The organism is Mesorhizobium sp. B2-4-15, from assembly GCF_006658505.1.
Taxonomy (GTDB): Bacteria; Pseudomonadota; Alphaproteobacteria; order Rhizobiales; family Rhizobiaceae; genus Mesorhizobium.
Genome location: NZ_VFUZ01000004.1, coordinates 49,126 through 70,271 on the forward strand (window position 1 = coordinate 49,126; position 21,146 = coordinate 70,271).

The 21,146-nt window shown below is 63.0% G+C and carries 24 protein-coding genes and 1 pseudogene; 11 read left to right on the top strand and 14 right to left on the bottom strand.

Annotated elements, in window-relative coordinates:
- Positions 1–248 precede the first annotated feature (248 nt).
- A complete protein-coding gene (clpP, locus tag FJ930_RS06290) occupies positions 249–878 on the bottom strand; it encodes an ATP-dependent Clp endopeptidase proteolytic subunit ClpP (RefSeq protein WP_027028064.1) in 630 nt (209 codons plus the stop codon).
- Positions 879–1,218: 340 nt separating this feature from the next.
- On the opposite strand from clpP, the gene FJ930_RS06295 reads away from it, so the two are divergent.
- Positions 1,219–1,809: a hypothetical protein gene (locus FJ930_RS06295; RefSeq protein WP_141836041.1), complete on the top strand. Its 591-nt coding sequence runs from the start codon at positions 1,219–1,221 to the stop codon at positions 1,807–1,809.
- A 19-nt stretch (positions 1,810–1,828) separates the two neighbouring features.
- Here the strand turns inward: FJ930_RS06295 and FJ930_RS06300 are convergent, their stop codons facing one another.
- Positions 1,829–2,932 carry an FAD-dependent oxidoreductase gene (locus tag FJ930_RS06300; RefSeq protein ID WP_141836044.1) on the bottom strand — a complete coding sequence of 368 codons (1,104 nt, stop codon included), beginning with the start codon at positions 2,930–2,932 and terminating at the stop codon, positions 1,829–1,831.
- 118 nt (positions 2,933–3,050) lie between these two features.
- Between FJ930_RS06300 and FJ930_RS06305 the strand changes: the two genes are divergently transcribed.
- Positions 3,051–4,301 (top strand): cytochrome P450, encoded by a 1,251-nt coding sequence (locus tag FJ930_RS06305; protein ID WP_141836046.1) that lies wholly within the window; start codon positions 3,051–3,053, stop codon positions 4,299–4,301.
- Between the two features lie 42 nt (positions 4,302–4,343).
- On the opposite strand, the gene FJ930_RS06310 is transcribed toward FJ930_RS06305, so the two are convergent.
- The 7 genes and pseudogenes from FJ930_RS06310 to FJ930_RS06335 form a co-directional block, all read right to left on the bottom strand.
- Positions 4,344–4,688 (bottom strand): cupin domain-containing protein, encoded by a 345-nt coding sequence (locus tag FJ930_RS06310; protein WP_141836049.1) that lies wholly within the window; start codon positions 4,686–4,688, stop codon positions 4,344–4,346.
- 6 nt (positions 4,689–4,694) lie between these two features.
- Positions 4,695–5,975 (bottom strand): O-acetylhomoserine aminocarboxypropyltransferase, encoded by a 1,281-nt coding sequence (locus FJ930_RS06315; protein WP_140738689.1) that lies wholly within the window; start codon positions 5,973–5,975, stop codon positions 4,695–4,697.
- Positions 5,976–6,177: 202 nt separating this feature from the next.
- Positions 6,178–6,699, bottom strand: coding sequence for a CoA-binding protein (locus tag FJ930_RS06320; protein WP_140738686.1), 522 nt, complete (start codon positions 6,697–6,699; stop codon positions 6,178–6,180).
- Positions 6,696–7,454: a GNAT family N-acetyltransferase gene (locus FJ930_RS06325; protein WP_246676818.1), complete on the bottom strand. Its 759-nt coding sequence runs from the start codon at positions 7,452–7,454 to the stop codon at positions 6,696–6,698. Before FJ930_RS06325 ends, FJ930_RS06320 begins: the two co-directional genes overlap by 4 nt.
- Positions 7,455–7,497: 43 nt before the next feature.
- Positions 7,498–7,575, bottom strand: a pseudogene (locus tag FJ930_RS30810) (ATP-binding protein); the annotation flags it as partial.
- Complete coding sequence (locus FJ930_RS06330; protein ID WP_141836050.1) at positions 7,575–7,997, bottom strand: VOC family protein; 423 nt, start codon at positions 7,995–7,997, stop codon at positions 7,575–7,577. The pseudogene FJ930_RS30810 and the gene FJ930_RS06330, both read right to left, overlap by 1 nt.
- A 2-nt stretch (positions 7,998–7,999) precedes the next feature.
- Positions 8,000–8,821 (bottom strand): enoyl-CoA hydratase, encoded by an 822-nt coding sequence (locus FJ930_RS06335; RefSeq protein WP_141836053.1) that lies wholly within the window; start codon positions 8,819–8,821, stop codon positions 8,000–8,002.
- A 154-nt stretch (positions 8,822–8,975) separates the two neighbouring features.
- Between FJ930_RS06335 and FJ930_RS06340 the strand changes: the two genes are divergently transcribed.
- The 4 genes from FJ930_RS06340 to FJ930_RS06355 all read left to right on the top strand — a co-directional run bounded on the left by FJ930_RS06340 (position 8,976) and on the right by FJ930_RS06355 (position 11,669).
- On the top strand, positions 8,976–9,440 hold the full coding sequence (locus tag FJ930_RS06340) for a PaaI family thioesterase (RefSeq protein WP_141836056.1): 465 nt from the start codon (positions 8,976–8,978) through the stop codon (positions 9,438–9,440).
- A gap of 214 nt (positions 9,441–9,654) precedes the next feature.
- On the top strand, positions 9,655–10,119 hold the full coding sequence (gene rplM, locus FJ930_RS06345; protein WP_010915638.1) for a 50S ribosomal protein L13: 465 nt from the start codon (positions 9,655–9,657) through the stop codon (positions 10,117–10,119).
- Between the two features lies 1 nt (position 10,120).
- Positions 10,121–10,603, top strand: a complete 483-nt coding sequence (gene rpsI / locus FJ930_RS06350) for a 30S ribosomal protein S9 (protein ID WP_140609507.1) — start codon at positions 10,121–10,123, stop codon at positions 10,601–10,603.
- Between the two features lie 277 nt (positions 10,604–10,880).
- The gene (locus FJ930_RS06355) at positions 10,881–11,669 is read left to right on the top strand and encodes a class I SAM-dependent methyltransferase (protein ID WP_027042359.1); all 789 of its coding nucleotides are present in this window, start codon (positions 10,881–10,883) and stop codon (positions 11,667–11,669) included.
- Positions 11,670–11,682: 13 nt separating this feature from the next.
- On the opposite strand, the gene FJ930_RS30290 is transcribed toward FJ930_RS06355, so the two are convergent.
- The 3 genes from FJ930_RS30290 to FJ930_RS06370 form a co-directional block, all read right to left on the bottom strand.
- On the bottom strand, positions 11,683–11,865 hold the full coding sequence (locus FJ930_RS30290) for a hypothetical protein (RefSeq protein WP_246676833.1): 183 nt from the start codon (positions 11,863–11,865) through the stop codon (positions 11,683–11,685).
- A gap of 58 nt (positions 11,866–11,923) precedes the next feature.
- Positions 11,924–12,982 carry a glycerophosphodiester phosphodiesterase family protein gene (locus tag FJ930_RS06365; protein WP_141836059.1) on the bottom strand — a complete coding sequence of 353 codons (1,059 nt, stop codon included), beginning with the start codon at positions 12,980–12,982 and terminating at the stop codon, positions 11,924–11,926.
- 94 nt (positions 12,983–13,076) lie between these two features.
- A complete protein-coding gene (locus FJ930_RS06370) occupies positions 13,077–14,285 on the bottom strand; it encodes an acyltransferase (protein WP_141836061.1) in 1,209 nt (402 codons plus the stop codon).
- Between the two features lie 122 nt (positions 14,286–14,407).
- On the opposite strand from FJ930_RS06370, the gene speB reads away from it, so the two are divergent.
- From speB to FJ930_RS06385, 3 genes are read left to right on the top strand one after another with little or no spacing between them, the layout of a single operon-like run.
- Positions 14,408–15,415, top strand: coding sequence for an agmatinase (gene speB, locus FJ930_RS06375; protein WP_141836065.1), 1,008 nt, complete (start codon positions 14,408–14,410; stop codon positions 15,413–15,415).
- Positions 15,416–15,445: 30 nt separating this feature from the next.
- A complete protein-coding gene (argC, locus tag FJ930_RS06380; protein WP_141836068.1) occupies positions 15,446–16,372 on the top strand; it encodes an N-acetyl-gamma-glutamyl-phosphate reductase in 927 nt (308 codons plus the stop codon).
- Positions 16,369–17,211 carry an aminoglycoside phosphotransferase family protein gene (locus FJ930_RS06385; RefSeq protein WP_210245346.1) on the top strand — a complete coding sequence of 281 codons (843 nt, stop codon included), beginning with the start codon at positions 16,369–16,371 and terminating at the stop codon, positions 17,209–17,211. The genes argC and FJ930_RS06385 overlap by 4 nt, the downstream gene beginning before the upstream one ends.
- Positions 17,212–17,276: 65 nt before the next feature.
- On the opposite strand, the gene FJ930_RS06390 is transcribed toward FJ930_RS06385, so the two are convergent.
- Positions 17,277–18,368 carry a COX15/CtaA family protein gene (locus FJ930_RS06390; protein ID WP_141836074.1) on the bottom strand — a complete coding sequence of 364 codons (1,092 nt, stop codon included), beginning with the start codon at positions 18,366–18,368 and terminating at the stop codon, positions 17,277–17,279.
- 152 nt (positions 18,369–18,520) lie between these two features.
- Between FJ930_RS06390 and FJ930_RS06395 the strand changes: the two genes are divergently transcribed.
- The gene (locus tag FJ930_RS06395) at positions 18,521–18,736 is read left to right on the top strand and encodes a DUF2842 domain-containing protein (RefSeq protein WP_140692613.1); all 216 of its coding nucleotides are present in this window, start codon (positions 18,521–18,523) and stop codon (positions 18,734–18,736) included.
- A gap of 19 nt (positions 18,737–18,755) precedes the next feature.
- On the opposite strand, the gene FJ930_RS06400 is transcribed toward FJ930_RS06395, so the two are convergent.
- Positions 18,756–19,814: a polysaccharide deacetylase family protein gene (locus tag FJ930_RS06400; protein ID WP_141836077.1), complete on the bottom strand. Its 1,059-nt coding sequence runs from the start codon at positions 19,812–19,814 to the stop codon at positions 18,756–18,758.
- 91 nt (positions 19,815–19,905) lie between these two features.
- On the opposite strand from FJ930_RS06400, the gene FJ930_RS06405 reads away from it, so the two are divergent.
- A complete protein-coding gene (locus FJ930_RS06405; protein ID WP_141836080.1) occupies positions 19,906–21,135 on the top strand; it encodes a GNAT family N-acetyltransferase in 1,230 nt (409 codons plus the stop codon).
- Positions 21,136–21,146 lie beyond the last annotated feature (11 nt).

Here is a 21,146-nt window from a genome sequence, read left to right on the forward strand (position 1 = left end):
GTAACTTCAATCTATCGCGGGAATCCGCCGCCGCCAGTGTCCCGGCTCCCGCAACGTATTCCGTACGAAACACAAATCAGAAAACGTGGCAATGATTCGCAGCAACCCCACACAAAGCTAAGCCGTCGAAAATCAACATAGCCTTAACGTAGGCAATCCCGATCCCCGAGGGAACAGCCAATTGTGGCCGAAATGCCGCGAAAGGCGCCAAAAGCGCGTGATGGTGCCATCCAGCTGCCAATAAGGCTTTATGCCAGCGCCCCTTCGGCCGCCTCGCGCGACGAAATGACCTTGTCGATAAGGCCGAAATCCTTCGCCTCGTCGGCGGTCATGAAATGGTCGCGATCGAGCGTCTTCTCGATCTCGTCATAGCTCTTGCCGGTGTGCTTGACATAGACCTCGTTGAGGCGGCGCTTCAGCTTGATGATGTCCTGGGCGTGGCGTTCGATGTCGGACGCCTGGCCCTGGAAGCCGCCGGACGGCTGGTGGACCATGATGCGCGCGTTCGGCGTGGCGAAGCGCATGTCCTTGTGGCCGGCGGTCAGCAGCAGCGAACCCATCGAGGCCGCCTGGCCGATGCAGAGCGTCGACACGGCCGGCTTGATGAACTGCATGGTGTCGTAGATCGCCATGCCCGAGGTAACGACGCCACCTGGCGAATTGATGTAAAGGTTGATTTCCTTCTTCGGATTCTCGGCTTCGAGGAACAGAAGCTGCGCGCAGACCAGCGTCGCCATGCCGTCCTCGACCGGTCCGGTGATGAAAATGATGCGCTCCTTGAGGAGGCGCGAGAAGATGTCGTAGGCCCGCTCGCCGCGATTGGTCTGTTCGACCACCATCGGAACGAGGTTCATGTAGGTTTCGACGGGGTTCTTCATTATTTATCTCTTATCTCGCGGTGGGGTTCCGGCGCCGGGAATGCTGGCAAGTCGGGAAGAATCGGTTCTGGATCGCTGTTCCGTAGATAGGATGCCGGCTCATCCTTGTGCAAGGCCGACCCGTCCTAGCCATCTGGGTAAGGCGAATCAAGCTGTGCGGCCAGGATTCGTTGCAATGACAGGCTCCGCCGTGCCACGGCCGCGCAATCAACCCGCCGCCAACGTAGCAATTTCTTAACCGCGTCACTTAACGAGATGCGGGAAACCGCTTTTCTCCAGGACCGCGTACCCTACAATTCAACGTTGAACTTGTGCCTGTAGTTCAAACAGGGGGAATGTGATGCTCAGGAGAAGTGCGTCCTTCGCCGTTGCCGGGCTGGCAATGCTCGGCACAACGTCGCAGACGGCAGCCGGTGGCCGCGCTGTCGAGTGCTATGAACCGGTGCGCGCACCGGCCGTCTACGACACGGTCTATGACGATGTGATGGTAAGCCCGCCGGGCCAGCAGGTCGATTACACGCCACCCATCTACGGCACGCGCGAACGCGTGGTGATGACCGTTCCCTCACAGGTGACCTACGAGGTCGAGCCCGCGATCACCCGCACCGTCTACCACACAGTGAAAGTCGATGGCGGCGGCTATTCCTGGGAATGGCGCGTCATCCATGGCCGGCGCGTGCTGTGCAAGATCTGGCACAAGACGCGCTACGAACGCGTCGCCGAGACGGTGGTGATCCAGCCGGAACGTACCCGGCGTGTCGTCATCCCGGCGCAATATGACCGGATCGCCGAGGAAGTGCTGGTGCAGCCAGAGCAAAGGCGTGTCATCGATGTTCCTGCGTCCTACCAGACCGTCGCACGGCGCGTGCTGGTGCGGGAAGGCTCTTCTGGCTGGCGGCGCGTGCATATTCCCAGGCATTGCCAGGACTAATTCCCGTTCAGGCAGGCGTTCAGGCCACCTCTGCCCGCAACCATTTCTTGAGACCGGCGATATCGCCACCGCCCACCGCCGCCGCCACTCGCCTGCCGACCGCCGCGCCGAACTTATAGCCGTGACCGGAGCAGGCCGAGACAACAAGGCATTTTCCTTGCTCATGCGCGAGGAACTTCTCATCGGCGGTGAACGTGTAGGCGCAGGTGACCACTTCGGTGACCCTATATTCCTCGATGCGGGCGATCGGCGGCGAAAACAGGTTGCGGATTGCCTCGCCCTCGCCCGGTACCGGCTCACGGTTCCAGTCGGCATTGCTGGTCGGCACCTTGTGCAGGCCTGACCCGAACTTCATGCCGGCGCCGCGCGAAAGCGGGATCATATAGCCGTCGGTCTTGCCGCCGACGTCGAGAATGACAGGTGCGGCCTCCCAGGCCGCCTTGAGGTCTGCAGGGGGCTCGACATAGGCGAGCGCGGTGCGAAAGGTCTTCAACTCGCCGCCGAGTTTAGGAAACAGCTTCAGCACCCAGGCGCCGGCCGTGACGACGATGCTGTCGGCCCGCATCGTTTCGCCGCTCTCCAGCACGATGTGACCGGCCTCGGCATCGACTTCCGTCACCTTGCTGTGTTCGTAGACATTGGCACCGTTGGCACGCAGCCAGGTGGCCAGGCCCGCCGCGATCTTTCGGCAATGGAGGGCGCCGCCCTCGGGCGAAAAATAGGCATAGCGGAACGAGCCCGGTTCCAGGAAAGGCCAGCGCTTGACCGCGGCGTCAGGCTCGAACAGTTCGAAAGGAAAATTCCCCTCCTCCAAACCCTCGCGGTAGTCCTCTGCCTCGTCGCCCGGCTCGCGTGAAATGCAGAGGAACCCCCGCGCGTCGAGGTGGCTCTCGCCGAGATCGGCCCACATCTCATCCCAGGCCTCATAGGCTTCGGTGATCAGCCGGCCGTAACCGGTTCCGGCCCGATAGGCGCGGCGGATGATGCGGTGATGGTCGCCCGACGCCGCCAGCGGATTGGGGATCGGTCCTTGCTCGACGATCGAGACGCTGTGACCCGCCTTGACCAGCGACCATGCGGTGGAGAGACCGGCGATACCCGCGCCAACAACGATCACATCCATCCGTTCAGACCTTCCGCAGCCGCACCGCTGGCTCAATTCATTGGGCCGCCAAACTTAGTTCATTGGCCGCCAACATACGGTCTGGAACCAAGCTGGCAAGCCGCGCTATTGGTCTGGGATGACCAAATCGAACCTCCCTTATCTCGCCCTTGATCCAGCCACCCGCCGCCTCAGGCTCGACCCGCACGAGCCGGCCTTCTTCCTGAACCCCTACGAGGCCTATGCCTTCCTGCATGGCGTCTCGAATGCGTTCTACTGGGAGGAGTTCGGGTTCTGGTGCTTTGGCGGCTTCGACGATGTCAACCGGCTGCTGCGCGACCGCCGCTTCGGCCGCCAGAACCCGGCCGGCATTCCCGACAGCCGCGGCATCGGCCAGGACCGAAGCCATCTCAAGGCATTCGACGGCATCGAAGCGAACTCCATGCTCGAACTGGAGCCGCCGGTGCATACGCGGCTGAGGACACTGGTCAACCGGGCCTTCGTGTCGCGCCAGGTCGAGCGGCTGCGGCCGCGCGTCGAAGCACTCGCCAACGAGCTGATCGACCGTTTCGAAGGACAGAAAACCGTCGACCTGCTGCCCGCCTTCGCGTCTCCGCTGCCGATCACCATCATCGCCGAAATGCTCGGCGTGCCGGTCGAGATGGGGCCGCAACTGCTCGACTGGTCACATCAAATGGTCGCCATGTATGTCCATGGCCGCACCCGCGAGACCGAGGACACGGCCAACCGCGCGGCACGCGAGTTCTCCGATTTCCTGCGCGGCTACGTCACCGAGCGGCGCAAGAATCCCGGCGACGACCTGCTGTCGCTGCTGATCTCGGCGCAGGAGGACGGCCAAAAACTGTCGGAGGACGAGATGGTGTCCTCGGCCGTCCTGCTGCTCAATGCCGGGCACGAGGCAACCGTGCACCAGACCGGCAATGCGGTGCGCTCGATCCTGGCGCAGGGCGGCGATCCTCGCCGTTTCTTCACCTCGCCCGACGCTGTGGCGGCGACGGTCGAGGAATGCCTTCGCTTCGATGCACCGCTGCATATGTTCACGCGCTATGCCTATCAGGAAATTGAAGTCGCACCGGGCATCACGGTGAAACCGGGCGAGACGATCGGCCTTTTGCTTGGCATGGCCAATCACGATCCGCGCGCTTTCGCCGAACCGCTAGCCTTCCGTCCGGACCGTGCGGAACAGAAGAACGTGTCGTTCGGCGCCGGCATCCATTTCTGTATCGGCGCTCCGCTGGCCCGGCTCGAATTGCAGGTGTCGCTCAAGACATTGTTCGATCGGCACCCGCAACTGCATCTTGCCGACGAGCCGCGCTTCCGCGACACTTACCACTTCCATGGACTGGAGGCGCTCGGCGTCGGCCTCTGAGAATCGTGAGCCCGGGGTGCGCGAGTTCCCGGCCAAAACAGCTCACAACTTGATCACGTACTCCTTGCGAGTCGTTTCAAGCACTTCCCAGCTTCCCTTGAAGCCGGGTCTCAGCACGAAACTGTCGCCGGACTTGACCGTGCGCGCTTCGCCACCGTCTTCGGCGATCACCGAAACACCGGACAGGATGTGGCAGAATTCCCATTCGTCATAGACGATCCGCCACTTGCCCGGCGTCGATTCCCAGATACCTGCGTAGAGCCCACCGTCCCGCTCCTCGACGTTCCAGGTGCGGAATTTGGGATCGCCTGAGATAAGCCGGTCCGGCGCCGGCGCGCCGGATTCGGGTTCGACGGCCTTGGCGTCGATGGAAAGAAACGCGGTCATCGGTGATCAAACCTTGGCGAGCGCCTGTTCGAGGTCGGCGACGATATCGCTGACGTCCTCGATGCCAATGGAAAGCCGCACCGTGTCCGGGCCGGCGCCGGCCTTGACCTTCTGCTCGTCCGACAACTGGCGGTGCGTGGTCGACGCCGGGTGAATGACGAGCGATTTGGTGTCGCCGACATTGGCCAGATGCGAAAACAGCTCCAGCGCCTCGACGAATTTAACGCCGGCCTCGTAGCCGCCCTTGAGGCCGAATGTGAATACCGCACCTGCGCCCAGCGGCGAGTACTTCTTCTGCAGCGCGTTGTTCTTGTCGCTGGGCAGGCCAGGATAATTCACCCAGGCGACCTTCGGATGATTGGACAACCAGCCGGCGACGGTGATGGCGTTGTCGCAATGGCGCTGCATGCGCAGCGGCAAGGTTTCGAGGCCGGTGAGGATGAGGAACGCGTTGAAGGGCGAAATCGCAGGGCCGAGGTCGCGCAGGCCGAGCACGCGCGCGGCGATGGCGAAAGCGAAATTGCCGAAGGTCTCATGCAGGACGAGGCCGCCATATTCGGGGCGGGGTTCCGACAGCATCGGGTATTTGCCGGATTTCGACCAGTCGAAGGTGCCGCCGTCGACAATGACGCCGCCGATCGAATTGCCGTGGCCGCCGATGAACTTGGTCAGCGAGTGCACGACGATGTCGGCGCCATGCTCGATCGGCCGGATCAGGTAGGGCGAGGCCAGCGTGTTGTCGACGATCAGCGGCAGGCCGTGCTTGCGGGCGATCTCGCCGATCTTTTCGATATCGACGAAGGTGCCGCCGGGGTTGGCGAGGCTCTCGATGAAGATCGCCTTGGTCCTGTCGTCGATCTGGCTTTCAAAGGTCGAGATGTCGTTGGTGTCGGCCCACCGCACTTCCCAGCCATAGTTCTTGAAGGCATGGCCGAACTGGTTGATCGAACCACCGTAAAGCTTGTTGGCAGCGACGAAATTATCGCCGGGCTGCATCAGATTGTGGAACACTATCACCTGCGCGGCGTGGCCGGAGGCGACGGCAAGGGCAGCCGTGCCGCCCTCGAGCGCGGCAACGCGCTCCTCGAGCACCGCCTGGGTGGGGTTCATGATGCGGGTGTAGATGTTGCCGAAGGCCTTCAGCCCGAACAGCGAGGCGGCATGATCGGCGTCGTCGAAGACAAAGGAGGTGGTCTGGTAGATCGGCGTGGCGCGCGCGCCAGTGGCCGGATCGGGCTTGGCGCCGGCATGGACGGCGAGCGTATTGAAACCGGGCGTACGGGTCACTGAAACCTCCCTCGAGAACTTCTCAAAATTCGCCGGGCATTCTTGGCGAAGCCCGGACCGGAATGCAAAGAAGAAAATACCTTTCGGCGCGCGATCTGCGATGAACGCACGGGAAACTCAATCGCCTCCCGAAAAATTTTTGCGCATCAGCGCTTGACCAAAATCTTTTGCGAAAAAACGATCCCGATTTTTTCGGGTTGCGTCATTTCTGGCGCACACCAAAACTCTGGAAGCCTTGGCGCATCAACGGCTTTTTCGATGACAGCACCCCGGAATTGACACCGGTCCAGCCGATCTCGCCGGACAGCTTGCCGTACTCGATCTTGGGGCAGCGGTTCATCACCACCTTGATGCCGGCGGCCTCGGCGCGCGCGGCGGCCTCGTCATGGCGCACGCCAAGCTGCATCCAGATGACCTTGGGCAAAGGATCGAGCCGCAACACCTCGTCGACGATACCCGGCACCGCTGAAGGTGCACGAAAGATATCGACCATTTCGATCGGCTCCGGCACATCGGCCAGCCTGGCATAGGTCATCCGGCCGAGGATTTCCTTGCCGGCCTGGCCAGGATTGATCGGAAATACCGAGAAGCCCTTGGCCAGCAAATATTTCAGCACGAAATAGCTCGGCCGCACATCGTTGGCGGACGCGCCGACCATGGCGATGGTCTTCACCGAATTGAGGATGCCGCCGATATAGGCGTTGTCATAGGTGTCGTGGTTCACTGGGCAACTGCCTTCCTGCGGTAGTGATATCTGTGGAGCTCGCGGTTGAAGCCGAGCGAAGCGTAGAGCGCACGCCCGGCCACGTTGTCTGCAGCGACCTGCAAGCAGGCAGCCACGGCACCCGCTCGCCGCGCCCAATCGATGAGGCTGCCGACAGTCCTGCGGCCAAGGCCCTGCTGCCTGAAGCGGGCGTCCGTTTCAACCGATTCCACCACAAGCAGCCCATCGCGGACGACGCCATAGGCCAGGGCGGCGATTTCGCTGTCGTATTCATAGGAGACAAACGCGCGGTCGCCGACGATCAACCCGGTCAACTCGCGAAAGATGCGACGGTCGGCACCGTCATAGCCGCCCATGCGAAATCGCGCGCCGAACCAGTCCTCGCTCGGTTTAGGCGAAACGACGACCTTTTCGTCGCGCACCCGGGCCATCGCATCGATGTCAGCGCAGAGATGGATCGTACCGCCTTCGACGGCATAGCCGTGCTGATCGAGAACCTCATCCATCTCGCCGGCGATATCTGGAACGCGAAACAACAGTGCTTGGCCATAACCGGCATAAAAGGTCTCGGCAGCGGCAAGAGCGTCAGCCGGCCCTGCCCGCTTGCAGCGTAACGGATTGACCGAATTGGTGCGGCGGATTCTGCCACCTGAGCGCCTCATGAGCCAGCCTTCGACGACCGTCTGGGTTGCCGCCGGCCATCCTTCGCGGCAGGCCTGCTCGACCCGCCAGTTGAGGTCATCCTCGACAGTCACGCGTTATCCTCCCTCAGCGCTTCCTCCATCAAGGCCTGCGGATAGCCACGCGCTCGGCATCGAGCAAAATGCGCTTGAGATACGGTGCCTTGAGCCGCGTCAGTTGCTTGCGGTAAGCCATCAATCAGGCAGCGAAATCGTGCCGTCTTCCGCGATCGGAAAGGCCGGATTGTGCGCCACCTCCCAGACATGTCCGTCCGCATCGGCGAAGTAGCCATACCAGCCGCCCCAGAAGGCGCGGCCGGCCGGCTTGACGATGCGCCCGCCGGCCTGCTCTGCCAAGGCGAGCACCTCATCGACTTCGGCATCGGAGCGGGTGTTGTAGGCGAGATAGACCGCCGATGGCGCCCCACCAAACACGATACCCGAATCCTCCTCGGCGCTGGCGCGCGGAAACAGGCCGAGAATGGCGCCGCCCATCTGGAAAAAGGCGACGCCGTCGGTAATCCCGGCATGGCGTTTCAAGCCCATTGCCTCATAGAAGCGCACCGCCCGGTCGAGATCATCCGTAGCGATGGTAATGATGGAGATACGCGGTTCCACGGCTAGTCGTCCGTCCATTCCGGCTTGCGCTTGCCGATGAAGGCGCCGATGCCCTCCTGCGCGTCGCGTGTCAGCATGTTCTCGACCATGACGCGTCCGGTATAGGCGTAGGCATCCGCCAGCCCCATTTCGGCCTGCGCGTAGAAGGCTTCCTTGCCGGTCTTGACCACGAGAGATGATTTGGACGCAATGGTTTGCGCGTATTTGGTGACAATCTGATTCAGGTACTCGCGCGGCACCACGCGGTTGACGAGGCCGAATTCCTTGGCCGTCGCGGCGTCGATCGTCTCGCCAGTCAAAAGCATCTCCATCGCCTGCTTGCGCGAGACATTGCGCGACAGCGCCACCATCGGCGTCGAGCAGAACAGGCCGATGTTGACGCCTGGGGTGCAGAAGGTCGCCTCATGCGAGGCGATCGCCAAATCGCAGCTCGCCACAAGCTGCAAGCCGGCGGCGGTGGCCAGGCCGTCGACTTCGGCGATCACGGGCACGGGATGGCTCACGATCGCCTGCATCAGCGTGGCGCAAGCGGCGAACGTCTCTTCGAAGAAGGCCTTGCCGCGATCGGCATCGGTGCGGCGCGCGGTCATTTCTTTCAAATCGTGGCCGGCGCAAAAGACCTTGCCGGCAGCCGACAGCACGATGACGCGAACGGCCTTGTCCGCCTTGACGCGGTCGAGTTCCGCGGTCAGCGCCGCCATTACGGAAAGCGACAGGGCGTTAGCGGGCGGATTGGCGAGCGTCAGGCGCAGCACGCCCCTGTCCAGGCTCGTCGTGACCGGGCCTTCGACGGCGGCAGGCTTGATGGCAAGGATTTCGACCATGGCGAAGGTCTCCGCGATTCCAGTCGGGCTGACAGAATATCTAATACCGGATCGGATTTCATCCAACACCCATCGCTTGCGCCAGCCGGATGAAGGTGTTGCCAGAAACGCCAGGCTGCGCCCATACAGGCCTGACGCAGAATGGGAGACCGACATGCCCGCCCAGACCAAACTCGAGCCGGTGCTGACCGCAGCGCAGATCAATACGCTGATGGAAAACGTCTTCCCGCAACTCAACGAGAATTCCGCTGCCTATGAGGCGATCGACATATTTCCCGGCGGCTGCACGGTGCGGCTCAATGCCAGCGAACAGCATTTGCGTCCCGGCGGCACGGTATCGGGCCCTGCCCTGTTCACGCTGGCCGACATTGGCGGTTATGTCTGCGTGCTCAGCCATGCCGGACCCGACGCGCTCTCGGTCACGACCAACCTCAACATCAATTTCGTGCGCAAGGCCGAGGCCGGGCCGATCGATGGCCATTGCCGCATCCTGAAGCTGGGCAAGAGCCTGATGGTGTTCGACATCGATATCGTCGCCGGGCCGGAAGGGCAGACGGTGGCGCACGCCACGGGCACCTATTCGATCCCGCCGAAGCCCATTGCTGATGTGGTAAAATAATACCTTTCATCTAACTTATTGTTTCTACAGTGCTTTGCCTGTTATGGGACTTTTCCGTCGCCTTGACGCGATCGCCGCCCTCGCCTATAAGCCCTCACGAAGCAGCGGCCCGCAAAGGCCGCCGTTTCGTTATTGGCGACGGGCACGGGCCTTTAGCCAATCCAAGCAACAAGAAACGCCTTCCTCGTGAAGGTCAGAACCGAAAGCAGAAAACATGACAACCTTTTCGCAGAAGCCTGCGGATGTGGTGAAGAAGTGGATCCTGATCGACGCCGAGGGTCTCGTCGTCGGCCGTCTCGCCACTGTCATCGCCAATCATCTTCGCGGCAAGCACAAGCCGACCTTCACCCCGCATGTCGACGACGGCGACAACGTCATCGTCATCAATGCCGACAAGGTGGTGTTCACCGGCAAGAAGTTCACCGATAAGGTCTATTACTGGCACACCGGTCACCCCGGCGGCATCAAGGAGCGCACCGCGCGCCAGCTGCTCGAAGGCCGTTTCCCCGAGCGTGTCGTCGAAAAGGCTGTTGAGCGCATGGTCCCGCGCGGCCCGCTTGGCCGCCGCCAAATGAAGAACCTGCGCGTCTATGCAGGCGCGGAGCATCCGCATGTCGCCCAGCAGCCAGAAGTCCTCGACGTGGCCAAGCTGAATTCCAAGAACAAGAAGGTCGCATAAGATGGCTGAGCTTTCCTCGCTCGCAGAACTGGGCGCCGCCACCGGCAACTCCAACGCGCAGGCCGCGGCCCCCGTCCACGTCCAGAAGCTCGACAAGTCGGGCCGCGCCTATGCCACCGGCAAGCGCAAGAACGCCATCGCGCGTGTCTGGGTGAAGCCGGGTTCCGGCAAGATCGTCGTCAACGACAAGGAATTCGCGACCTATTTCGCGCGTCCGGTCCTGCAGATGATCCTCAACCAGCCGATCATCGCCTCCAACCGCTCGGGCCAGTACGACATCGTCGCCACAGTCGTCGGCGGCGGCCTCTCCGGCCAGGCCGGCGCGGTGCGTCACGGCATCTCCAAGGCGCTGACCTACTACGAGCCGGCGCTGCGCGCCGTACTCAAGAAGGGCGGCTTCCTGACCCGCGACAGCCGCGTCGTCGAGCGCAAGAAGTACGGCAAGGCGAAGGCCCGTCGTTCGTTCCAGTTCTCGAAGCGCTAAGCGTCTCGAACGTTCCGAATACCGAAAGGCCGCCTCCGGGCGGCCTTTTTGCATTGTGCGCTCTCAACCGGCGGAATGATCGGCGTCGCGGATGAACAGGAACGCGCAGAGCGCCGCACCGGCCACGGCGAGCGCAGAGCCGAGGAACGCCAGTTGCATGCCATGGGCAAATTTGCTGCGGTCCGTCGCGCGCGGCGCGGCACCATGCTACGAAACAGGGACCGGCCTTTTCGGTCCAAAGGATATCTGGATAGGTAATTATTAGGGGAGATCTCAGGTGTCGTCACCCGAACCGATCAAATTCACCGACGGCGCGGCTTACGAGCGCTTCATGGCTCCCTGGAGCCGATCCGCCGGGGCTTTGTTCCTCGACTGGCTGGCGCCGGACTCCGGACGGGCCTGGGTTGATGTCGGTGCCGGCAACGGCGCGTTCACAGAGCTCATTCTAGCGAAGTCCGCCCCTTCGTCAGTTTGCGCGATCGATCCCTCCGACGCGCAGATTGCGACTGCTCGGCAAAAAATCTCTGCAAAGCAGGTCGAGCTGTCGATTGGTGATGCGATGGCCCTTCCCTACGACGCCAACCGCTTCGACGTCGCGGTGATGGCGCTGGTGCTGTTCTTCGTCCCCGACCCGCGCAAGGGCGCCTCGGAAATGCTCCGCGTCACCAAGCCCGGCGGCATCGTCGCGTCCTACACCTGGGACGTCATGCGCGGCGGCACCCCTACGCAGCATTTGTGGGAGGAGATGGACGCGATGGGCAAACCGGCCGCACGTCCGCCGAGCGCGGAGGTCTCGCGTTTCGCGGCACTGAAGGCGCTTTGGGCTGAGCTCGGCATCCGCGATGTCGAAACGCGCGAGCTTGTCGTCGAACGCACCTTCGCTGACTTCGACGATTATTGGCTATCCATGGTCGTGAGCAGCCCGAGCGGAATCGTCGGGAAGCTGTCGGATGCGGAGAGTGCGGAGCTGAAACGCCGACTAAAGGACAGACTGCCGGCAAGCGCCACGGGAGCGATCACGGTTCACGCCTGGTCGACGGCGATCAAGGGGCGAAAGGCCGCTTAATGCGTGCGGCGCCTTACGTCGCCGCTTTTTTCTTCGCCTTCGGCTTGGCCGGCTTCGGTGCAACCGGCGCTTCCGGCGTGCCCTCTATCGAGGACAGGCGGCCGGATGTGATCGTGTAGATGCCCGCACGCGGGCCGGTCGTCCAGGTGACCTCAAATCCGCGCGTCTTGCAATCCGTCCAGGTGCCGCGGGTCAAGGCAGTGCGGCAGGATCGTCACCGTTGAACAGCAGCACCATGCGCTCGTAGCTCTGGCTCAATTGATGCTGGCGGTCGCGGCAGGTTCGAGGCGTTCGCCCGTCCCGGCATAAGGCACGCGATAGCCGTTCGCCGCCAGCCAGTCGATGGCCGCTTTCGGCTCGTCGGTCTGGATGATGATGGCGCCACGATCGGCCCAGAAACCCCATGCCTCACGCGGCAGGCTGGCCTGCACGGCCAGTTCGTCGCCACGGCCGCCGGCGAGAAAACCGCCGGGCTTATTGACGATGGCGTAGGTGTCGGCCCAGATGTGCCAGTTACCCCGCACCGCGGCCGCCCGCATGCGCGTGCTGAACAGCGGTCCGCCGGTCTCGGTCAGCGTCTCGGCGCCTGCCCGCCAGTTGATCAGCTCGATCGCGCGCGGCGCGAATACGTGGTCGACCGTCTCAGCGAAACCGGCATCGTGCACCGCGTCATCGGCGATGATCGGCATGAACTGGAAGCCGCCGCTGATCGCGGCCATGGCGGTCTTCACCGTGGCGATCCGGTTCTGGTTCCAGAGGTTCTCCTTGACGATGACCTGATCGGCCATGCCGAGATCCCGGGCGACCGCGATCATACCCGGGAGGTCGCCGACTTCGAGCTTGTTGTCGAGATTGATGAGGATCCTGTCCCGGGTCGCCAGCAGCATCTCGCGCAACGTTGAGACCCGCTCGTCGGTAACGGCGCGGGTGCCTTCGACCACCAGCCGGCAGGTCTTCAGGTCGGCCAGCGTGTACTTCACCACCTCGCCCTTGCAGGTCGTGGTGCGGTCGAGCCAGCTGTCATGCATGACGACGAACGCGCCGTCCTTCGACCGCCTGATGTCGACCTCGACGATCTCCGCGCCCATGGCGATCGAGCCCTCGACCGCCGCGAGCGAATTCTCCGCGTAGAGCGTCTTGCCGGCCTGCATGCTGCCGGCGCGATGCGCGGCCACCATGACATGATCGCGCCACTGGTTGGCATTTTCGAAGCGGTCGAGGATTTGTCTGGCGCGGCTTTCGCCGGCCACTGACTGGCCAGCAGATGCCACAAGCGCCGTGGAAAGCAGAAGGCTCAGCCAAAGGGCCCGCATCGAGAATCGCTCCTTGCCGGATCGAAATCCGGATAGGCGATGCCCGTGACAGACAGGTGAACGAAGCCGACTAGGGATTGGCCGGCGATGTCGGTCACATGTGCTCCGACAGCCGGCGGGACCACGCCATCGCCGGCATCTCGACGAAACGCCAGGTGATCCACGACACGACGATGGTGGCGAAGAGCATGGCGACGATCGCGATTGTCCCGGCCCAGCCAGTGCCGAAACCGGTCGCGGGCTGGCCGCGCAAGACGATATCGCCGACAAGGTCAAAACCGAGCTCGCGCTCGACGAGCCCGGCGAGATTGATCATGCGCGCCTGGACGAAGAGATGGACCATGTAGATCGAGTAGGACAGCGCGCCGAGCGTCAGCATGAACGGCGCGCTCAGCACAGCGGAAACCCAGCCACCTTCATGGGCGAAGAGGAACAGCGCCAGCGCGAACACGAGGGGTGCCGCGATCCCAGAATCATTGTCGCCCGCCAGCGAAACAAAAACGACGATGACCGCAATCATGACGATTTCGGCAAGGGTCCAGTTCGCCCGCGGGCCGCTCCTGGCAAGGATCTGTCGCGCCCCTGCAATGGAATCATGCTGAAACCAGGCTAGCAGGGCGCCGAGCGAGAAGCCGTAGAGGCAGCGGATGAAGCCGAAATCGTAGGACACATCCATATGATGCGTGGAGAAGCCGAGCAGGAACAGCGGCGCGGTGACGGCGGCGGCGACGAACCATATCCAGGCGCGTGCGCCCGCGACGAACACCACGCCCGCGAAGAGGAGGTAGGCGAAGAACTCGGTCGAAATGCTCCAGCTCGGTGCATTCCAGGTCAGTCGATCCTCGAAGCCGACACCCTGCAGCAACAAAAGATTGGCAAGCAGGCTCTTCAGATCGAACCCTTCGGTGAAGGGTGCGGCGCCGGTGCCATGCAGTGCCGGCAACAGCAGCCGCGGCAGTTCAAACCCCGCGAAGGCGGCAAGCATCAGCAGATGCAGCGGGTAGATGCGACCGAAACGCACCAGCGCGAAGCGGGCGACTTGTGCCGGCTGGCTCAGCCGATTGGCGTAGCTGCCGGCGATGACGAAACCGGAAAGGACGAAGAAGAAGTCGACGAACAGATAGGACGAACCGATGAAGCCGCTCTGCGAGATCGCCGAAGCGGTCGGAAAATGAAACACCGCGACCAGCAGGGCGCAGATGCCGCGCCACGAATCGAGCACCTGGAAGCGTTCGCCGGCGATCGTGCCGGCGTGGGTCGACACTACGGCATGAGACGGATTAAGAAACGCGGTCTGCGTCATGATGATACAAATCCTGTCCTGCCGTGGCACCCGGGCGGCACCGTTTCGTCTCCCCAAGCTATGACTGGCATCTTCCATGCCGGTTCTGTAGTTGTTGCACCCCGACAAAACGAGGATTCGTAATGGCGAACAAGAACATCGACCACGCCTTCACCGCCCGTTCCAAAACGGGCGCCGCGTTCGAGCCGACCTATTCCGGCGCGCTGTCGTTCATGCGCCGCCGGTACACCAAGGATGTGAAAGGCGCGGACGCGGTGGTGTGGGGCATTCCGTTCGATGCCGCCGTTACCAACCGGCCCGGCGCCCGTTTCGGGCCGCAGGCGATTCGCCGTGCCTCGGCGATCCTTGACAATGACCCGCAATATCCCTTCTCACGCGACCTGTTCGAGCATCTCGCCGTGGTCGATTACGGCGATTGCCTGCTCGATTCCGGCAACCATCAGAAGACGCCGGCAGCGATCGAACGCGAGGCGTCGAAGATCCTGAAGTCAGGCGCCTTCCTGCTGACCCTCGGCGGCGACCATTTCGTCACCTGGCCGCTGCTCAAGGCGCATGCCGCCATCCACGGACCGCTCGCTTTGGTACAGTTCGACGCCCATCAGGACACATGGCCCGATGACGGCAAGCGCATCGACCACGGGTCCTTCGTCGGCCGCGCGGTCAACGAAGGCATCATCGATCCCGACCGCTCGATCCAGATCGGCATCCGCACCCACGCGCCGGACACGTTCGGCATCAAGATCCTTTACGGCCACGAGATCGAGGAGATGCGCGCCTCCGACATTGCCTACGCCATCGTCGACCGCACCGGCGGCAAGAAGACCTATCTGACCTTTGACATCGACTGCCTCGATCCCGCCTACGCGCCCGGCACCGGCACGCCGGTTGCCGGCGGGCCATCCTCGGCGAAAATCCTGTCGACGCTGCGCCAGCTCAACCAGATCGATATTGTCGGCGCCGATGTGGTGGAGGTTGCGCCGGCCTATGATCACGCCGATATTACGGCGATCGCCGGCTCGATGATCGCCATGCAATATCTCGGCCTGCTGGCGGAGCGAAAAGCCAGGCTTGAGGAACTGAACAACGGCAGCCACAATGGTGCCGCGGTGCATCACGGCAACGGCATATAGTCTTGAAACCTCAGGGAATTTGACCAGGCAATGAAACCGAAAATCTTCATCGACGGCGAGCACGGCACCACCGGCCTCCAGATCCGGGCGCTGCTTGCCGAGCGTGGCGACCTCGAGATCATTTCCATTCCCGCCGAGCGCCGCAAGGAAACGGCGGCGCGCTCCGAATTCCTCAATGCCGCCGACATCGCGATCCTGTGCCTGCCGGACGATGCTGCGAAGGAAAGCGTCTCGCTGATCGCCAACGACACCACCAAGGTCATCGATGCGTCGACCGCGCATCGCGTCGCCGAAGGCTGGGAATATGGTTTCGCCGAAATGGACAAGGAGCAGGCGAAGAAGATCGCCACGGCCAAGCGCATCGCCAATCCCGGCTGCTGGCCGCAGGGGCCGATCGCGACGCTCAGACCACTGGTCACAGCCGGTCTGCTGCCGGCGGATTTCCCGATCACGGTCAACGGCATTTCGGGCTATTCGGGCGGTGGACGCCCGATGATCGAGGACTACGTCGCCAAGGGCGAAGACGCCTCGGAGTTCCTGCCCTATGGCCTGACCTTGCAGCACAAGCATGTGCCGGAGCTGCGGGCCTACGCGAAGCTGTCGCATGATCCGATCATGCAGCCGGCTGTCGGCAATTTCGCCCAAGGCATGATCACGGTGGTGCCGCTGCAACTCGGTGGCCTCGACTATGTGCCGACGGGTGCGGAGTTGCATGCGGCCATTGCCGACCATTTCGCCGCCATCAAGGGCGGTGTGGTCGAAGTGGCGCCCTATACGCATCTGGAACGCATGCCGGAGATCGATCCCGAGATCTACAATGGCACCAACCGCATGAAGCTCTATGTCTTTGCCAACGACAGCAGAGCGCAGGCGCTGCTGCTGGCGGTCTATGACAATCTCGGCAAGGGCGCCTCGGGCGCGGCCGTCCAGAACATGGACCTGATGCTCGGCCTTTGATGGACGGACCCGCATTTCCGGCGCGCTGGAAGGTCAGCGCGCCCGAACTCATCGCCGAGACTTTTTCGAGCCGTATCTGGAAGGTGCGGTTCGAGGACGGCTCGCCCGCGATCGTCAAGGCGCTCAAACCGTTCGACGATGTCGCCGACGAGTTGCGCGGCGAGCACTACCTGGCCTGGCGAAGCGGCGAAGGTGCGGTACGGCTGCTCGGCCGGGACGGACATTCCATGCTGCTCGAATATGGCGGCGAAACCCTGCTTTCGGAGGTTCTCGATGGACAGGGGGACAGTACCGCCACCGAAATCGCCGCAGAGGTGATGACGAGGCTGCTTTCGTCTTCGAAGCACCCCTTCCCATCCGGGCTTCAGCCGCTCAGGGAGCGGTTTTCGAGCCTGTTCAAGAAGGCAAGGGCTGATCGTGAGGCCGACATCGCCAGCATCTATGTCGAGGCCGGCGCCATCGCCGATCGGCTGCTGGCTGCTCCCTACGATGTCAGGCCCCTACACGGCGACCTGCATCACGAGAACATCCTGCATGGCCCACGCGGCTGGCTGGCCATCGACCCAAAGGGCGTGCTCGGCGACCCCGGCTTCGACGCTGCCAACATGTTTTACAATCCGCTCGGCCGTGACGCGCTTTGCCTGGATCCGGAGCGCATCGCGCGCATGGCTGAAGTCTTCGCCGGGACGCTGGCCCAGACGCCGGCAGCCATTCTCGACCACGCCATCGCGTATGGCTGTCTGTCGGCGGCCTGGCACCACGACGATGAGAACGAGGTCGAGGAGAATCGCGAACTATCGATCGCCAGGGCGATCCGCGCGGTGCGGGCGCGCTTCTGATCCCTTCGAACAGTGAAGCCGCAAGGCGCCGCGGTCGAGCGGGTTCCGGATGCCCCCGACTTAGATCAACGCCCGACGGCGACCTCGTTGGGCAAGGGATAGGCGCCCTTGGTGCCGCGCCAGTGCGCCGCCGCAAAACCCAGCACAACCAGAGCGAAGCCTTGATGCGTCAGGGCCATATGCAGGGGCACCTGCATCAGCAGCGTGCCGATGCCGACAGAGGCCTGCACCAGCACCAGAAAAAACAACAGCGTCGCGCGGCGCGCATGGGTTGAGCCGGGCAGCCGCCGACGCGTGGCGATCATGTGCCAGAGAGCAACGGCGAAAACCGTATAAGCGCCGAGCCGATGTATGAACTGCACCGTCTTCGGGTTCTCGAAGACGTTGCGCCATACCGGCTCGAGGATCAGCAGATCGCCAGGGATGATCCTGCCATCCATCAGCGGCCAGGTGTTGTAGCTCATGCCGGCGTCGAGACCGGCAACCAGACCGCCGAGATAGATCTGGATCAGCGCCAGAAGTACGATGAAGCCAGCCACTCTCTGGGTCGAGCGATCGGCCGTGGGTTCGGAATGTGGCGCCAGCCCGCGTGCGACGACCATGGTCGCGGTGAAGATCAGTGCCGCCAGCGTCAGGTGCGTGGCCAGCCTGTACTGGCTCACCGATACGCGGTCGACCAGGCCGGAGGCCACCATCCACCAGCCAATGGCGCCCTGCAGGCCGCCGAGGAGAAGAATTCCCGCAAGTTTCGGTCCGAGCCCGCGCTCTATGCGGCGCGTCACCCAGAAGAACAGCAGCGGCAAGGCAAAGACCAGGCCGACGCTGCGCGCCAGCAGACGGTGCGCCCACTCCCACCAGAAGATCGACTTGAACGCCGCGATACTCATGCCCTTGTTGAGCTCGGTGTATTGTGGAATCTGCTGATAGCGCTGGAATTCATCTTGCCACTCGGCGTCATTCAGCGGCGGGATGACGCCATGGATCGGCTGCCACTCGGTGATCGACAGGCCGGACTCGGTCAGCCGCGTGGCGCCGCCAACCAGCATCAACGCAAACAGCACCAGAAGCACGACGTAGAGCCAGCCGCGCACCAGCGCCCGGTTGCGCAGGTCACGGTCACGGGCTTGGTAAGGCGCGGCAGCAGTAATGGCGGCCATGAATCTATCCCGGCAGGTTGATGTCGCGGATTGGTGGACCATCGCATTCCTGCTGGCAAGACCGGGCGGCGCGGCACGCCGTCGCGCCGCCTGTCACGGGTTGCGCGTGCCGTGTGTTCGGCCTAAGCGATAGCGATCAACGAGGCCAAGCCATGCCCATTCGCCTGAAAAAGCTGATCGGAATGTTCCTGCTGGTGGCGCTGGTTATCATCTACGCGCTGGTCGCATCGATCTTCGCGGTCGCCCGCCTGTCGGAATCGGGCGCGTGGGTGCATTTCTTCTTCTTTCTGCTCAGCGGTCTGCTCTGGGTGCTGCCGGCCATGGGCATCATCAAGTGGCTGATGCTGGAGCCACGCGCCAAGCGTTGAACCATGCCTTGGCAGCCCGTCAGACGGTGACGACCATCTTGCCAGCATTGGCGAGCGGCGTCGTCACGCCCGACAGCATGGTGCGGATATGGGCAAGGCTCTGGTAGCGGCCATTGACTGAAATGCGGGGTAAGGCATGGAGAAAACCGGCATGTTCGGCGCGCAGCACACCATGGCGGGTCGTCACGGCGGAGGAATAGCCGGCCTCGCGGGCAAAACCCACTTCGCGGCAGCCGACGGCGCTTGCATAGCCATAGGGGTAGGCAAAATGGCGCGGCTCCGTGCCGAGCCTGGCCCGCAACATGTCCCTCACAGCGCCGATCTCGTGTCGCGCGTCGGCCTCGGAAAGCCGCTTCAGATTGCTGTGGTTGATCGTATGGGCGCCGATCGTCACCAGCGGATGCGCGGCGATGGTGCGAATCTCATTCCAGTTCATCAGGGTCCGCAGGCGCGGGGCATCCGCGTCGATGCCGTTTGAAGTGGCGAGATCGCGCAGCACAGTCCGCAGGTCTTCCTCGCGGACCTCGGTGGCGAGGTAAGCATGCAACCGGGCTATGGCCTGGCGCTTCCTGGCGGGGGTCGCGCAATCAATCACGATCGGACTATTTGAGGTCGCCAGCGTCAGCCGATCGCAGGCATTGACGATGTCCTCGGCCACGTCCCACCACAGATCTGCGGTACCGTCGACCAACCCCGGCGCGACATAGATGGCGATCGGCGCGCCGTGCTTTTCCAGCACCGGCAGCGCCTCGGTCATGTTGTCACGATAGGCATCGTCGGCGGTGATGGTGGCGAAGAGGCCGCCCTTGCCGCCTGCCTTGATGCGCTCAACTGCCTCGTCCATCGAGACGAAGGCATAGCCGCCGGCCTTCATGTCGGCGATCACGGCGTCGAGGAAGCTGGGCGCGATGTTGAGGTGCCGGTTGACGCTATCTGGCTTTTCGGGTGTCGCCGTCACGCGGTGCAGCATCAGGATGGCGCCGATGCCGCCGACAAACGGTCTGGCCAATGGGGCGAGCCCGGTATAGCGCACGACGTTGAGCGCCAGTTTTCGGATAGCCTCCCCACCGTCGATCATTCATTCACCTTTTGCGCCTAGGCTGATCCAAGCACGGAATACGCCTGAGCGCCCCCCCAAATCGGGATCAATACGCCTTAAGGATTGAGGTATGGTTGACGCAATGGCGTCATTTGACGGCAATCGGCTTGCGGCGATCGGGGCATCACCACGCGCCCTGCCTGGGGATACCGCCGGGCCATCGATCTCGGTCGCGGGCGCCGAGGGGCTGGCGGCCTATGCGAGGTTCTGCCGCTCGGCGGTCTGCGCGCCGGCACAGGGCGCGACCTGGGTCCTGAACTGGGCCGCGCAGGTCAAGCCCGAATTCCTCGTGGCGACGCTTGCTCTCGAAGGCAAGCCGGTCTTCGCACTGGCGCTGGAGGTTGTGAATCAGGGACCGTTCCGAGTCGCCCGTTTCATGGGCGACCGGCACGCCAACGGCAATTTCGCGGCCGCTGACCCGCAATGGCTGGCCAATGCGGATGTCGCAGCCGTCCGTTCGATGCTTGCGGCCGTCGCCAAATCCCGTCCGGACATCGATCTCATCGCGCTGGAACGCTTGCTGCCCAAGCTTGATGGCGTCGCCAATCCGCTGGCATCGCTTGCACATTTTTCCAGCCCCAATCTTTCGCTGGCCGTCGACCTTGCCGGAGGCTTCGACGCGTTGCTGCTGCGCGCCAGCGGCAAGCGCAAACGCAAGAAGCATCGTTCGCAGACCCGCAAATTCGAGGCCGTCGGCAACCACCGACGCATCGAGGCTCGCAGCTCGGACGAGGTGAAGCGGTTGCTCGACGCCTTCTTCGAGATGAAGGAGCTTCGCTTTCGCAAGATGGGCATCGCCAACGTCTTCGGGGACGATCCGACGCGCGCCTTCTTCCGAGAGCTGTTTACCCAGGCCTTGGACCAATCCGAGCCTCCTTTCGTGCTGCACGGACTGGAGGTCGCCGGCAAGCTGCGCGCCATCACCGGATCGAGCCGCTCGGGCAGGCGGCTGATCTGCGAGTTCGGAGCGATCGCCGAGGACGATCTCGCGCACACCAGTCCCGGCGACTTCCTGTTCTTCGACAACATCCAGGAGGCCTGCGAGACGGGTTTCGCGGTCTATGATTTCTCCGTCGGCGACGAGCCCTACAAGCGGCAGTGGTGCGACATCGAAACGCAGCATTTCGAGGTGCTGGTCCCGCTGACTCTGAAGGGCCGTGCGCTGGCATTGATGCTTCGCCAGAATGCGCGGCTGAAGGCTTTTATCAAGAACAGCCCGGCGATCTGGAAGCTGGCCAAGATGCTGCGCCGTAAGTCAGCGGGACAGGCAGCGCCCACGGCTGGCGAGGACGACAGCTAAGCTCGCCGTTA